The following is a 14,653-nucleotide window of genomic DNA, read 5'->3' as shown; positions in this document are numbered from 1 at the left end:
GGTTCACTTCAAGCACCGTATCAGGGTCAGGCAGCGGTTCGGACGCGCTGCGGCGAGACCGTGAACTGCCAGCGCTGGGCTAGGCTCAGCTCCGTGCGGGTACGCAAGGGCAGCAAGTAGCCATACCGTCAGCACTACCGCGACAATGCCCTGCGGGTGCTGCTGGTTAGCTGCTGGGGCATGCAGCCTGCATCCGCCGGCCCCGTTACCTCAACTGCCACTGAAAGTTGCTGGCCAGTGGCGATCAGGCAGAGCATCAACCCTTGGGGCGTAGCAGCTGGTCTTGCAGAGCCCGCTGGGCAGGCGTAGGATTATCGACGGGCCGCAATACGTGCTTCGACTCAATGCGAAAATCGCGGGGGATACCTTTGCGTTCCTGGGGGGTAGTTGTCCCCACTGGCTGCACCCGGAGCGTCACGGGTTTGGTCGGAGCGTTTGAGAGCAAGCCGAATAGCTTGCGGGCATTGGTCATCTCTACCGTCGTCCCGTTAACGGCTAGAATAGCATCGCCGTTTTGCAGCCCGAAGGCATTGAGTTCGGGCTTGGTGTCCATCAGCACGAATTGCTCCTTCGCGAGATTATATTGAACCGCCAGCTTGCCGAAGCCCCGTTTCACCTCTGAGTCTTCCGCCCGGTAACGCCACCCTATTTTATCGAAATATTCCGCGTACGGCAGCGGCTGGCTGCCTATTACGTACTGGTCGAAAAACTGCTGGATGTCGGGGTGCGTGAGGGCCACAATTTCGGGAATGAACCGGGCATCTTCGAAAGAGCGCGTCGGGCCGTATTTATCCCGCAGCTTCAGCACCACGTCGCGCAGGGTTTGGCGGCCTTGGCTAAGTTCACGGATGCGAATGTCGAGCAGCAGGCCAATGAGCGCCCCCTTCTGGTACACGTTCATATACATGTCTATGTAGGGGGGATCGAGAATCTTGCTGCTCATCTCGGTGAAGGAAACCGCAGGGTACTTCTCGGCGCCAACAATTTTTTCCTGTATCCTCCGCCGAAAGTCGTCGGGCGAAATCAGGCTGCTCTGGGCTGATATCAACTGCGAGAAATACTCGGTCACGCCCTCATAAAACCACAGGTGCCGCGACATTTTCGGGTTTCGGAAATCAAATTCACCAATTTCGCGGCTGTGCACGTTGAGCGGGGCCAGCATGTGCAGAAACTCGTGCGACGCCATGTTCAACAGCAAGTTGCGCAACACGGTGGAATCCGCTAGCTCGGGTAGGAAGTAGAGCGATGAATAGGAGTGTTCCAGGGCGCCAATTTTATTACTCTTGGGCATCAGTGGCGACTGCAGACCCACGAAATACAGCAGAAACTGGTACCGAGGCACGGGCATCTGGCCAAAAAAGCTCGCTAGCGCATCTGCCGTCGGTCGTAAAGTAGCCGCCACCTGCCGGGCTTTTATTTTACCCATTTCCGAAAACACCGCAAACTGAATGCGGGCCCCACCTGCGAGGTAACTAATGGTATCGGGCTGGCTATAAAGTATGGGGCCATCGGCAAGGGTCACGTAGTCGGGAGCAGTGAATACATCCTGGGTAGGCGTGACCCGGCGGCCGGGCAAGGCCGTAGCACCGTACAGGGCGGCGGGTTTATCCACCGTTACCTCGTAACGTAGCATCTTGTAGCCTTCCAGGTAACCGTAGAGGCCGAACTGGTTCAGGACAAAGCAGCGGCCGGCCTCAAAGTTGGTACCGGTCGGCTGGAAGATAAACGTGCTGTCCTGCGCGACATCCCAGGTATCGTCGATCGCGTACTCGAGCCGGGCCAGCTTTTGGGCTTGATCAATGATGAACAGGTTGGTGCCATCCCGACGGGTAGCCAACGGCTTGCCTTTACGGTCGAAGGCGCGAAAATCGTGCACGAAGCGGCCGAAGTTCTGGTAGGCGTAGGTGCCCGGCGCCATCGCCGGAACCACGTAGGTGGCTTGGCTTTCCTTCACTTTGGGCGTGTTGACTACTATGCGCACTTGGTCGTTGGTCGGTTGGGTCAGGTCCAGGTGCACGCGGTAGCCGTCGCCCGACTGAGCGAATACTGGTGGCGTTGCCAAGAGGCCAAAAAGCAGGATGGTCAGCAGCTTATTCATACAGAAAAGAGGGAAAAAGCCCAGTGGCGCAAGGGCGTCGGGCGATTAAAAAAGTGTGGTATCTGGTTATTAGTGGCCTCGCTGCCGGGATTAGTGAGGCAGTCGCCTGGTATCTGGCAGTAGATGGGGTTAGGTAAAAACGTGCTTGCCGGCGACCCTGGCGCTTACTTGGGGGTGCGTGCAATCAGCTTGTACACCCCGACCCCGATGGCATAAGCCACGTAGCCACCATCGGGCGTTTTTACGAGGCGGATTTTATTCACCGCGTTGCCGAAGTCGACCTTTTCCCAGGTTTTGCCGCCGTCGCGGGTACCGAAGCCGTGGGGCGCGGCTCCAACCCACCCGGTTTTTTCGTCGGCGAAGCCCACCCCAAACTCGCGCACCTTAGCATTTTTGACGAGTGGAATCTCCTTCCAGGTTTTGCCGCCATTGGTCGTTTTGGCCACGTAGCGCTGGGCTACCAGCGTATCGGGGTTGTAGCTCTGGACGGTAACGTAGCCCACTTTGCGGCTGGGCCAGCTTTGCTTCCAGGTAATTTCGAAGGGCCGGTTGCTTTGGTAGCGCTTCTGCCAGGTCTGGCCGCCGTCTTTGGTAGAAAGAATCAGCGCGTTCGACTTCTCTACTTCCGGGCTGGAGCTGGCGCAGATAAACCCTTCGCGGGCGCTGAACATCTTGATATCCAAGATGTATTGGGCTCCAAAAGGGCGCAGGTCGCGCGAAGTCCAGGTGGTGCCGTTGTCGGGCGAGTGCAGCAAGAAGCCCGGCCCGCCTACCCGGCCCCCCCCAAAAATGTGGTAGCGGTAATCGATGTTGCCGGCGTTGATGAACTGCTCCTTCACCACGTCGAGGGCGCAGAGGCCGGTTACGGTGGGGCCGCTGTACTTAACCGGCTGCCAGCTGCGGCCCCCGTCGCGGGTGCCATAAAGCGGAATGGTATCCGTGACGCCCGGGAAATACTGGGTGCCGATGTTGCCGGCAAAACCACGCAGGCTGTCGATGAAAGCCACGCAACGGAAGAATGTACCCGGCTTTTCGAAGAGCTTTTGCCAATGCTGCCCCCCGTCGCGGGTGCCGTATATTTTGCCCGCGCCGTTCACGTACCAGCCCTGGTTAGGCGTGATGAAGCAGATGTCGTCCTGCTTGCCGCGGTAAGGGTCAGTGGATTGCTTCTGCCAAGTCTGGGCGTGGCTGAACAGCGGCAGGAGCAGCAAAAAGGAATAAAAGAGGTTTCTCATGAGGTGAGGGAGTGCGCTAAGCACCCGGTCGTTTTTGTTGATCTAAAAATTTCTCGCCGCCGATTCGGGCTTACTCCTCTTCGCCGATTGAGGTGGCTTACAAGCTACGAACGCGACAAAGATATTAAAAGGTACCTTGCAAAGCAAGGTACTATTAGAAAAAATTTAATCAAAAAGTGCCAAACATCCCGGAGGCTCACATGGCGAATGAACACTTCCCGTCAAGCCTGGGAGCAGCGGCAAGCAACCGGCCTAACCGAGCTTGCCGACTAAGGACCAGGAATGAATGTCATCGTTGCTTCGTTCGGATGGCGAATCACTTGGTAGTAGACTGGTAATAGAGCATAACCTTGCTCAGCAGCCACGGCCGACTAACTATAGCGCCTATCGACTAGGCTTCGCCGCGGAAGCAGTAGCTTTCTCCAGCTCTTTGATCACCGCTTCCTCTTCGGCCGTGGCGGGTACCACGTTGCCCTCGAGCCAGTACGGATGCTGATAGCTGGTGCCTTTTTTATACAGCGAGCCACTGTGCCGCTCCGCCTTCGGAAAAGGAGCCACCTGGGCGCCGAGGGCTACATCGCGCACCAGCATTCCGCTGGAAAATACATACTGTAGCGGGGGTTTATTGCCCGTAGTAATTTCCATACCTACGTCCAGGCGGACGAAACTGGGATAAACCTGTCCGTTCAGTTCGTGGTACTCGATGCGCTTGCGACTAGAATTAACTTTGGCTTTTATAATCAGCAGGTTGATTCCTTTCATATACTGTTGCAGCGCTCCGGGCACCTCACTTTCTACGCTGCGAATGGTGAAGCTCCGGCGGTCGATCCGCACCGTGGCCTGCTGCAGATATGGGTATTCTTGCGTGATGGGCGTGCAGGTGACCACGTAGAAGGGATCTTCGGCGCCGTTCGGGCTTACGGCTTCGCGCACTTCATAGCTATAGAAGCGGAATGACGTGCTGTCCAGAAAACGGGCGCGTTCCGTGACGTCGTAATAGCTGCCGGCCTTCTCCACGTCGATAGGCGAAGGGATGGCCTTGTTGGCGTCGTCGGGGGCCGTGGGCAGCTCGCCCACCCGCGACTCCCGCACGCGCACCTGCACTTCGGGCGCTTGCGGGCGGCGCGGATTGGCTTTAATATAGTAGTCGACCAGGCCATCAGCAAACTTGTTGTAACGCCCATTGAGGCGGGCAAACTCGCGATAGTAGCAGTTAAGCACCACCGGGCTGGCCATGCGGGCCCTAGTCGTACGCACGGCTTTGGCTAGCAGGCTGGTGGGCGTATACGCCGTCACCCGCACCTCATTCAGCTGGTACTCCTGCGGCGTGAGCGCCAGCGTTTGGGCCGCCGCGAGCAGCGCGGGCTGCAGGCGCAGGCGCAACGGAGCATAGCCCAGGCACTGCACTTCTACCGTGTCGGAGGCGTGCCCGGCGGGCACTTGCAGCCGGAACGTCCCCTCGGCGTTAGACACCGTCCCGATGCCGGTGTGGCGCAGGCCCAACGACGCATACGGTAGCGCCGCCCTGGTGCGGGCATCTACCACGGTACCACGGAGCAGAGTTGGAGCCTGGGCCATACTCAGTGCCGGTACAAGAGCCAGACCAACAGCCAGGCAAATGGTTTTCAATTTCGGCATCTTCAGGTGGAAGTACTTACTGCGGAGTCCAAAGCTGGAAATTTTCATGATAAAAAGGTTTAGCTGCCACCGTAGCAGCCAAGTTTGGGGGCCAGATGACGTCCTGCTGGAAAAGGTTGCCTCCGCTGCTGTATCCGCTGCTCCCTTATGCATCCGGCGGGATGGGCTAAGAGTGGAATTCCAGAACCCGGACCGAAAAAGCAAAACACCTAGGGCTGCACGCTCACGGGCAAGGTGGTTTGTTCTTTAGCCGCCGACAGCGTAAACCGCACCAGGTTGTTGCTGAAGCCCCCCGGCAGCGTGTACACCCGCTCGTGCGGGCCCGCGGCCTGGGTTTCGTCGAAAACGGTGGCTACCTGGCGCCCCAGCATATCCGTGAGCACCAACCGTACCTGCTGCCGGGCCGGCAGGTTGTAGCGGAGCGTCACCTGCCGGCTGGTGGGGTTGGGGAAAGCCGCGAAGGCAAATGCTTCAGTGGCCGGCGTCAGAGCGGTTACGGTGGACTGCAGCTTGGTCAGATTCAGGCCAATGGCGTAGCCTGTAACTTCATTGCTGGGGCCGCGCAGCAGCCGAATCTTGTTGATGTACCGGCCCACGTTGCTGGGCTGCCAGCTCTGGCCCCCATCGCGGGTCTCGTAGCCCGTACCGAAGTCGGTGCCCACCCAGCCCGTAGAGGCGTCCAGGAAGCCGACACCAAACTCTTTGCAGCCGTTGTTAACGAATGGCAACTCCTGCCAGGTAAGGCCGCCATCGATGGTTTTGGCCACGTAGCGGGCCGGGTCGGCGGGCGCGTAGCTTAAAACGGTGAGGTAGCCCACCTGCCGGGTTGGGAACGAGGCTTTCCAGCACAGCTCAAACGGCCGCGCCGACTCGTATACCGGCCGAAACGATTGCCCGCCATCGGTGGTGCGCAGCACCACGGCTTTTGATAGCTGGGCGTTGGCATTGGTACCGCCAAAGATGTAGCCTTCGGTAGCCGAAACGAAATGCACGTCGGTTACCATCTGCACCTGATTAGGGTCGAGGGCAATCGACGTCCAGTTCTGGCCGCCATCGGTGGACTTAAGCAGGTGGCAGGGCCCCCCTACCCGCCCGGCCGCGTAAATTACTTGCGCCGACACTACCTCAATAGCGCATAGCCCCTTAGGGGCCGGGCCGCTGATTTGCGTAACGGGGGTCCAGGTAGTACCGCCGTTCTGGGTACGGTAGAGCGGCACGGCATCGGTCACCCCCGGAAAATAGTCGGGCCCGATGTTGCCCGCGAAGCCATTGAGCGCATCGGTGAAGCCGATGCAGCGAAAATAAGTACCCGGCTGGGTGAGTTGACGTTCCCAGTTGAGGCCGCCGTTGGTGGTCTTGTGGATCTGCCCCGAGCCATTCACGGCCCAGCCCAGACTTGGGTTCAGGAAAAATACGTCATCCTGTTTCTGCCCATTCTGTGGGGCCCCGGCCAGGGCCTGCCACTGCTGGGCCCGGAGCGAGCCCGGTAGCCCAATCATAACTAAGAGAAACGCGGCTACGAGCCGACAGTATACCTGCTGCATTATCATAAGGAATTGTTTGAGGAAGAAAGGAAATGAGCCTAGGCTTAGGCAGCCTAAACCTAGGGGCCGGGTAGTCATGGATTTCCTGATTTTTACACGAGTGCGGTAAAAGATGGGCTGAGCGCGGGCCAGCTCCGTGGAAGAACACGAGCTATATCGCTGGCTCAGTCAGGTTATTACTGCGCAATGCGCAAAAAGCCAAGGCTTCTAGCAAATCTCCCTGATCAGGGCCTCGGCCCTGGCCCAAGGACTTACCTTCTCCAGCCCCTACTCCACCCTCTCTTCTTTAGTCCTCTACTCAACCCATCGCGGGGCTAACTGCGGGATTACTATTTCAAAATAGGCCGTAACCCTCAGGCCGAGTATTCGTTTAATCCGGATAATATTTCATTATCCCATGAATAAAGGTAAAAAACAGGAGGCAAAATTTCGTTGCCGCTTAGAATAAGCAAATTTTTGTCAGACCTGGACCCATGAATATGCCGGACAAACTAGCAGGTAGCGGCTAGCCAGAACTTGGTATAGAGCGCGGCAACCATGGGCTGTACCAGCCGGAAGACTCCTCTGCGATATGCCTGAAGCCCTACAGATGATGTGAATCACCACCCGAAAACAAGCCTCAACTTTATTATTTCCGAAAAGATGTACCAGTCAAAGACAAGAACCAACACGGTAAGTCATGGCCAAGGATTTCTGACCAGAACACCTAAATGGCTCCTCGCTCCAGCCCTTTTCGCCGCCGTGGCCTTGGGCTCTTGCAGCAAGGATAGCGACAAGCCAGATACTACTAAGCCAGAGACTACTTCGACCAAGGTACAGGACACGCCCCCGCAGATTAACGCGCCTGTTGCTGGGCCGGATCTCACCAACTATAAGCAGTTTGCCTTACGAAACCTCAAATCGTCGCCTACTCCTTTCGTCTTTTCCCGAAATACGGCGGATCAGGATAACTTATTAAATATTCAGATTCCGGTGGGCGATGCCAGCGTTAGAGTCGAGGATTACCTGCGTTCTACGGCTACCGTCGCCTTCCTGGTTATCAAGAATGACAGAATCATCGTAGAGAAATATTATCCTAATGAAGGAAATAATTACGAAGCCAGCTCCATCGCAACGTCGTGGTCCGTGGGTAAATCCTGGATTTCGGCATTGATTGGCATTGCCATCGGCGAAGGAAAAATCAGGAGCGTCGACGAGCCCATCACCAACTATCTTCCCGAACTACGCAACGGCAAAGGGTTTGAAAGAATCACGATCAAGCATTTGCTTAACATGACCTCCGGAATAAGATTTCAGGAGCGAGATGACGTGGACTCCGATCTGGGCCGTCTGTACACTGCCTCCGATATCCTGGCCTTCGTCAGGGCGTTGGAGGTTGAATCCGCGCCGGGGCAGCAGTTGAACTACCAGAGCATTAATACGCAGTTGCTGGGCATCATTCTGGCCCGGGCCACGCAGACATCCGTGACCCAGTACCTGCAGGATAAAATATGGACTCCCCTGGGCATGGAGTTCGATGCTTCCTGGAGCCTGGACCGGGTCGGCGGCATTGAAAAGTCTTTTTGCTGCCTTAATGCCCGGGCGCGGGATTACGCCAAGTTTGGCCGGCTGTTTTTGCACCACGGGAGCTGGCAAGGTCAGCAGATTGTACCCGCCAGTTGGGTAGCCGCTTCCAGTGCGCCCGACCCCACCAATACCTACCCTTACGCTTTTCTTTATAATTACCAGTGGTGGTTCCCTAAAATGTCGGCCAATGACCCCACGACAGACTTTACTGCGGATGGTATCCTGGGCCAGTTTATTTACGTTTCGCCCAGCAAAAACATCGTCATTGTAAAGCTCAGTAACAACAAACGAAATGACGATAGTCAGATTCCATTGAGAGAAATAGCGCAGCGGTTTTAGCCTAAAAATTGGGGGTTTCGGTCAGGCGTACCTGCCGAAACCCTCAACCTTTTAATCCCGAAAAGATGTACCAACAGTCACGAACAATAACCAAATCGGTAACTTCAGAAAAAGCATTTCTGGCTAAAACGAACAAATGGTTCTTCGCACCAGCTCTTTTTGCCGCCGTGGCTTTGGCTTCGTGCAGCAAGGATAAGGATCCAGACACGATAGATATCGCTTCGGTAAAGGTTCAGGATACGCCCCCGCAGATTAATACTCCTGTTATCGGGCCAGATCTGACCAACTACAAGCAGTTTCCGTTGAGGAACCTCAAAGCAGCACCTACTCCTTTTGTCTTTTCCCGGAACACGGATAATCAGGATAACTTATTGAACACTCAGATTCCAGTAAACGGAGCCAACGTTCGAGTCGAAGATTATCTGCGCTCGACGGCTACCATTGCTTTCCTGGTTATCAAGAATGACAAGATCATTGTGGAGAAATACTATCCGAATGAAGGAAACAACTACGAGGCCAGTTCCGTTGGCACCTCCTTTTCCGTGGCTAAATCCTGGGTTTCGGCCTTGATCGGCATTGCCATTGGAGAGGGGAAAATCAAAAGCGTAGATGAGCCCATCACGAATTACCTCCCCGAGTTACGCAACGGCAAAGGGTTTGAACTAATCACAATCAAGCATTTGCTTAACATGACTTCCGGAATACGGTTTGACGAGACGTTTAACATCACTTCCGATCTGGGCCGTCTGTACACTACCTCCGATATCCTGGCCTTCGTCAGGGGGTTGGATGTTGAAACCGCGCCGGGGCAGCAGCTGAATTACCAGAGTATCAACACGCAACTACTCGGCATTATTCTGACTCGGGCTACGCAGACCTCCGTAACGCAGTACCTGCAGGATAAAATATGGACGCCCCTAGGAATGGAGTTTGATGCCTCCTGGAGCCTAGACCGGGTCGGTGGCATGGAAAAGGCGATGTGCTGCCTCAATGCCCGGGCGCGGGATTATGCCAAGTTTGGCCGGCTGTTTTTGCACCGGGGCAGCTGGCAAGGCCAGCAGATTGTACCGGCCAGTTGGGTGGCGGCCTCCAGTAGGCCTGATCCCGCCAATACTTACCCTTACTCTTTTCTCTATAATTACCAGTGGTGGTTCCCTAAAACAGCAGCCGATGATCCCACGACAGACTTTACTGCGGATGGTTCCTTAGGTCAGTTCATCTATATTTCGCCTAGTAAGAACATCGTTATCGTAAAGCTCAGCAACGACAAAGCTACGGCGGATGCCGAAAGTCAGCAGCCGCTAAGAGAAATAGCACAGCGGTTTTAGTATTTAGCTAAGCTGTATTGTTAGTTAGGGTGGGTGGATTATGATCCACCTACCCTAACTTTTTTTATTTTATGCCCTCTAATTGTTTACGAGCAGCTATTTAAAAGACTGTTATTTATCCGATTCAGCTTTTTTAGATTCCGGGTCCTATAGGCTTTTATGCGCGCAGATGCTGCGTTTTGAGCAGTGCGGGTGAGTAGGCGATACGGATAATTTATTGGTTGCTATAGTGCAAAAACGCTCAATTCAGTAGCGCGTCGCCTATTGATTACGACGGACCACAACTCCTCTTCTTACCCGAGTAAAAGTGATTAAGGCAAAGCAGGCCCGCAGCTAAGAACTCGTTACCTCCCTGATTAAGTCAGGCGCTTACAGCACAGCTTGCTAAAAGCCAGGGTTTTTACCGAATCTCGGTCACGGTAGCATCAATACCCATACCGAAAGCTCCCACTTTCTGCCAGCCCTCGCCTACTCCGCCCTCTTTTACGAACACCGGGCCGCCCAGGATCGTGGCAGTGAGGTGCAGCTTGCCCGGCCCAAGGTCGCGCACCAGCTCCAGGCACACGGCCACGTGTTCGTCCGGTTCCAGCCACAGTTGGTAGCGGCTCAGATCCAGCCGGATACGGTCGGCGGTCTGGGCTTTGGCCAGGCGCACGTACACCGCTTCGGGCAGGATATTGCGCCGTTCGTCGGGCATCCCATTCGGTCCGAGCCGGTACACATTGACGCGATAAAACAGGCTGTCGTAGGTACACTTATTGATATGAAACGACACCTGCTCCAGCATGGTGGGGCGCTTGATGCGGATCAGCTGCCCTACCTGATTACCTAAGTCATTGTTGTCGAACGTCATTGAGGCATACTTGGAGTTGCTCGAATTGCCGAGTACGCGGCGTACCGCCCGGCCTTTGGGGCGCACCACTACCTCGCTCAGGGCCGTTTGCGCCGCGGCTACCAGCAGTACCGGGCAGGGCGGACCGGCCGGGCAGGTCCGCTGCCGGAAGGCGCGGACCGTCATGGTCAGGGGGCGGTAGCCCACGAGTGAGATGCGCAGGGAGTCGGCATCGTATTCGGGGGGGATGCGCAGGCTGAAACGACCCTGCTCATCGGCGACGGTGCCCACCGGGCGGCCCAGCACGCCCACACTGGCGTACGGCAAGGGTGCCTGCGTGCTCTGGTTGAGGGCTTGCCCGGCAATGGATTCCGACTGGGCGTAAACCGTATTACTGAGGCTGCTCAGTAGGCAAAGCGTGGCCAGGCGCCGCCCAAAGCGGCACGCGAACAAGAGGTTTTTCATGGGATGGTAAAAAAGATTAGTAGCCGCTGCGGCCGGGTTCAGCAAGCCAGATGGCGTCTCATTGGAAAAGGTTGTCTGGCCCGGGAGGCAGCCAAATGTTAGTTGAGGTGGTGGTCCACGGTGCTGGTCTGCCAGCTCTGGCCCCAGTCAGAAAATCGCGCTGCCACTGCCAAAACGAATAATTTCGCCCTTGGCAAGGAGCAGGGCGTGGCCCCGATACCCCCCGGTCCAATGGGCAAGCTCGCCCACCGGACCGGGGCCCGAGGTAATCACGTATCCTGTTTCCTTCCGAAAAATCGTCAGGTTAACTACCCGGCAAGTATACTCTTTGGCGTCGGGCGGGCAATCCAACCATCAACCCTGGGGGCGAAGCAGTTGATCTTGCAAAGACCGCTGGGCAGGCGTAGGATTTTCGATGGGCCGCACCACGTGCTTCGACTCAATGCGAAAGTCGCGGGGTACGGCTTTGCGTTCCTGGGGTGTAGTTGCCCCAGCTGGCTGCACCCGCAGCGTCAGGGCGCCGGTGGGGGCGTTCGAGAGCGGGCCGAGCAGCTTGCGGGCATTGCTCAGGTCTAGTGCCGTACCATTAACAGCTAAAATGGCGTCGCCGCTTTGCAGACCAAAAGCGTTAAGTTCTGGCTTGGTGCCCATTGAAATAAATTGTTCTTTTTCGGGATTATACTGAATTCCCAGCTTGCCGAAGCCCCGCTTCACTTCGGTTTCGGCGGCCAGGTAACGCCACCCTATTTTGCTGAAATATTCCGCGTACGGCAGCGGCTGGCTGCCCACCACGTACTGGTCGAAAAACTGCTGCACGTCGGGGTGCGTGAGGGCCACAATTTCGGGAATAAACCGAGCATCTTCGAAAGAGCGCGTCGGGCCGTACTTCTCCCGCAGCTTCAGCACCACGTCGCGCAGGGTTTGGCGCCCCTGGCTAAGCTCCCGGATGCGAATATCGAGCAGCAGGCCAATGAGTGCTCCTTTCTCGTACACGTTCGGGTACATGTCTTTGTACGGAGGGTCGAGCACCTCGCTGCTCATTTTGGTGAAGGAAACCGCTGGGTACCGCCCGGCGCCCACAATCTTTTCCCGCATCTTCCGCCGGAAGTCGTCGGGCGAAACTTGACCGCTCTGGGCGGCTATCAGTTGCGAGAAGTACTCGGTCACGCCTTCGTAAAACCACAGGTGCTGCGACATTTTAGGGTCCCGGAAATCGAAATCGCCAATTTCGCGGCTGTGCACGTTGAGCGGGGCCAGCATGTGCAGAAATTCGTGCGGCGCCGCGTCCAGCAGCAGGTTGCGCAGCACAGCAGAGTCGGCCTCGGGTAAGAAGTAGAGCGAGGAATAGGAATGTTCCAGGGCACCAAACCGACCGTCTTTGGGCACTAGCGGCGACTTCTCAGCCACGAAATATAGCAGAAACTGGTACCGAGGCACGGGCATCTGGCCGAAAAAGCCTGCCAGCGCATCCGCCGTCGGCCGCAGAGTAGCCGCCACTTGCCGGGCCTTTATTTTGCCCGTTTCCGAAAACACCGCAAACTGAATGCGGGCCCCGCCCGCACGGTAGCTTATGGTGTCGGGCTTACTGTAAAGCACTGGGCCGTCGGCAATGGTCACGTAGTCGGGGGCCGTGAACACGTCCTGGGTGGGCGAAACCCGGCGCACGGGCAAGGCCGTGGCGCCGTGCAGATCAGTGGGTTTATCCACCGTCACCTCGTAGCGCAGCATCTTATAGCCCTCGAGGTAGCCGTAGAGACCGAACTGATTGAGGACGAAGCTGCGGCCGGCCTCGAAGTTGGTGCCACCGGGCTGAAAGATAAACATGCTGTCCTGCGTGACATCCCAAGTATCGTCGACCAAGTACTCCAGCCGAGCCAGCTTCTGGGCTTGCTCAATAACAAACAGGTTGGTGCCATCCCGACGGGTAGCCAGCGGCTTGCCTTTGCGGTCGAAAGCGCGAAAATCCCGCACGAAGCGGCCAAAGTTCTGGCGGTCGTAGGTGCCCGGCGCCATCGCCGGAACCACGTAAGTGGCCTGGCTTTCCTTCACCTTGGGTGTGTTTACTACTACGCGCACTTGGTCGTTGGTGGGCTGGGTTAGGTCCAGATGTACGCGGTAGCCGGGCCCCGACTGAGCTAATAACGGCGTTGCCAAGAGGCTAAATCCTAGGGCAATGAGAAGCTTATTCATGCAGATAAAAAGGAAAAGAGGGGATGGCGCCAACCTGCGCAAGCGAGTCGGGCTGTCAAAAAAAGAGTGGTAGCTTGCCGCTAGGAGCCTATGGGCCGTGTTTAGTTCGGTGTTTATCTGGCGCTATGCGGTCGTTCCGCTGTTTTTTACGGTCAACGGATGCGAGTAAAAGTCAGGAACTGCCCGTTGGCCCCGCGCAGGCGCAGTTGCCGCGGCTTCAGTTCGTACCGACCAGTGAAGAACGTTTCGAGCTGAGTCGAATCGGGATAAAGCACCTCGTTGGATTCTCGCTGCGGACGCGAGGACGGCGGCTCCACTTGCAACGTGAGTTCGTGGCGGGCGTCGTTGAACCGGTAGAAGCCTTGGCGGCTGGGCTTGGCCTGGCCGGGCTCGTACAGGCTAAATGTGTTGGCCGCCTCAAAATGCAGCCGGTTCCACGCGGGCTCGCGGCCCTGCACCTGCCAGGTACCATAGAATTGATTCTGCGCCATATACTTGGTTTTCAAGGTCGTCGTCAACGCCCAAAACCCCAAGAACACGGCCGCGATGTACACTAGCTTCACCCGGCGGGTGCGGTTGAACCAGATGGGCTGCTCCATGCCCTCGAACGCGGCCGGCTCGGCGAGGAAGTACTGATAAAACACCCGCCATTCGGACAGGAATACGAACAGCGCCAGTACCGTCAGCAGCACCGCCATGCCCTTGGCCCCTTCGATGTCATACGCGAAGTCGAGCACCACAATGTTGCCGATGATGGCCAGGTACAGCATCACTCCCAGACGGGTGGTGCGCCGGAAGAACAGCAGCAGGGCGGCCGTAATCTGGGAGCCCGCCAGAAACATGCCGTACCAGTAGGAGTAGCCGTAGTAAAACCACGTCAGCTCAAAGCCCGACAAGCTGCTCACGGGGCGGTCATACACGCTTGGTTGCGAGGAGAACTGCGTACCCACGATTTTTCCGAACGCATACATCAGGATGATGGTGGCCAGGAAGTACCGGCTGAAGGTAAACAGGTACAAGTGCGTTTTTTGCCAGGAAGCGCGCATAGTGGCAGCGGTTAGCGGGTGAGAGTTGAGCGTTTTTCGGTCCACTGCACGGCCCCACCCAAAATGCGGTGGGTTTGGTAGGCAGAATCAGCTTTCGCCGCCGGCCGGAACTGCTGGCTACCGGCGGCAAAATTCACGTTGGTCGATGGTTTGAGGATCTGGGGGCCGGTCCCCCGTTTAGCCTGGTTGCTCCACAGCCCCCAGAGAAAGGTATAATTATATTTCGGCGGACACCCCGCGGTGCCAGGCGCCTTCGAAAACCGCGTGGTATCCTGAGCAAGGGCGGGCCGGGCGAACAGGGCGAGCGCCCCATACCCCGTGAGCAAAAGCAAGCGAAACGTCATCATAAAAAAGGGAACCATATGGTTGAGG

General features: G+C 56.7%; 10 protein-coding genes. 2 read left to right on the top strand and 8 right to left on the bottom strand.

All coding sequences use genetic code 11. The features are described 5' to 3' along the window. Positions 1–256: 256 nt before the first annotated feature. The 4 genes from IC235_RS18595 to IC235_RS18580 form a co-directional block, all read right to left on the bottom strand. A complete protein-coding gene (locus IC235_RS18595; RefSeq protein WP_191006712.1) occupies positions 257–2,098 on the bottom strand; it encodes a M61 family metallopeptidase in 1,842 nt (613 codons plus the stop codon). 164 nt (positions 2,099–2,262) lie between these two features. Continuing rightward, positions 2,263–3,333, bottom strand: a complete 1,071-nt coding sequence (locus IC235_RS18590; protein WP_191006711.1) for a WD40/YVTN/BNR-like repeat-containing protein — start codon at positions 3,331–3,333, stop codon at positions 2,263–2,265. 384 nt (positions 3,334–3,717) lie between these two features. Continuing rightward, positions 3,718–5,019 carry a carboxypeptidase-like regulatory domain-containing protein gene (locus IC235_RS18585; RefSeq protein ID WP_191006710.1) on the bottom strand — a complete coding sequence of 434 codons (1,302 nt, stop codon included), beginning with the start codon at positions 5,017–5,019 and terminating at the stop codon, positions 3,718–3,720. A 161-nt stretch (positions 5,020–5,180) separates the two neighbouring features. Beyond that, positions 5,181–6,470, bottom strand: coding sequence for a WD40/YVTN/BNR-like repeat-containing protein (locus IC235_RS18580; protein ID WP_191006709.1), 1,290 nt, complete (start codon positions 6,468–6,470; stop codon positions 5,181–5,183). A 687-nt stretch (positions 6,471–7,157) separates the two neighbouring features. On the opposite strand from IC235_RS18580, the gene IC235_RS18575 reads away from it, so the two are divergent. Together IC235_RS18575 and IC235_RS18570 are read left to right on the top strand one after the other, a co-directional pair. Further along, positions 7,158–8,420: a serine hydrolase domain-containing protein gene (locus tag IC235_RS18575; protein WP_191006708.1), complete on the top strand. Its 1,263-nt coding sequence runs from the start codon at positions 7,158–7,160 to the stop codon at positions 8,418–8,420. Between the two features lie 65 nt (positions 8,421–8,485). After that, positions 8,486–9,748 (top strand): serine hydrolase domain-containing protein, encoded by a 1,263-nt coding sequence (locus tag IC235_RS18570; RefSeq protein WP_191006707.1) that lies wholly within the window; start codon positions 8,486–8,488, stop codon positions 9,746–9,748. 400 nt (positions 9,749–10,148) lie between these two features. Here IC235_RS18570 and IC235_RS18565 read toward each other — a convergent pair whose 3' ends face one another. From IC235_RS18565 to IC235_RS18550, 4 genes are all read right to left on the bottom strand, one after another. Further along, complete coding sequence (locus IC235_RS18565; RefSeq protein ID WP_191006706.1) at positions 10,149–11,045, bottom strand: carboxypeptidase-like regulatory domain-containing protein; 897 nt, start codon at positions 11,043–11,045, stop codon at positions 10,149–10,151. Between the two features lie 354 nt (positions 11,046–11,399). Next, complete coding sequence (locus tag IC235_RS18560) at positions 11,400–13,235, bottom strand: M61 family metallopeptidase (protein WP_191006705.1); 1,836 nt, start codon at positions 13,233–13,235, stop codon at positions 11,400–11,402. Between the two features lie 152 nt (positions 13,236–13,387). After that, positions 13,388–14,281, bottom strand: a complete 894-nt coding sequence (locus IC235_RS18555) for a hypothetical protein (protein WP_191006704.1) — start codon at positions 14,279–14,281, stop codon at positions 13,388–13,390. A gap of 11 nt (positions 14,282–14,292) precedes the next feature. Further along, positions 14,293–14,643, bottom strand: a complete 351-nt coding sequence (locus IC235_RS18550) for a hypothetical protein (RefSeq protein WP_191006703.1) — start codon at positions 14,641–14,643, stop codon at positions 14,293–14,295. Positions 14,644–14,653: the final 10 nt, after the last annotated feature.

The sequence above is a fragment of the Hymenobacter montanus genome (genome assembly GCF_014699115.1).
GTDB lineage: Bacteria > Bacteroidota > Bacteroidia > Cytophagales > Hymenobacteraceae > Hymenobacter > Hymenobacter montanus.
This window is presented reverse-complemented; position numbering and strand designations above follow the sequence as displayed.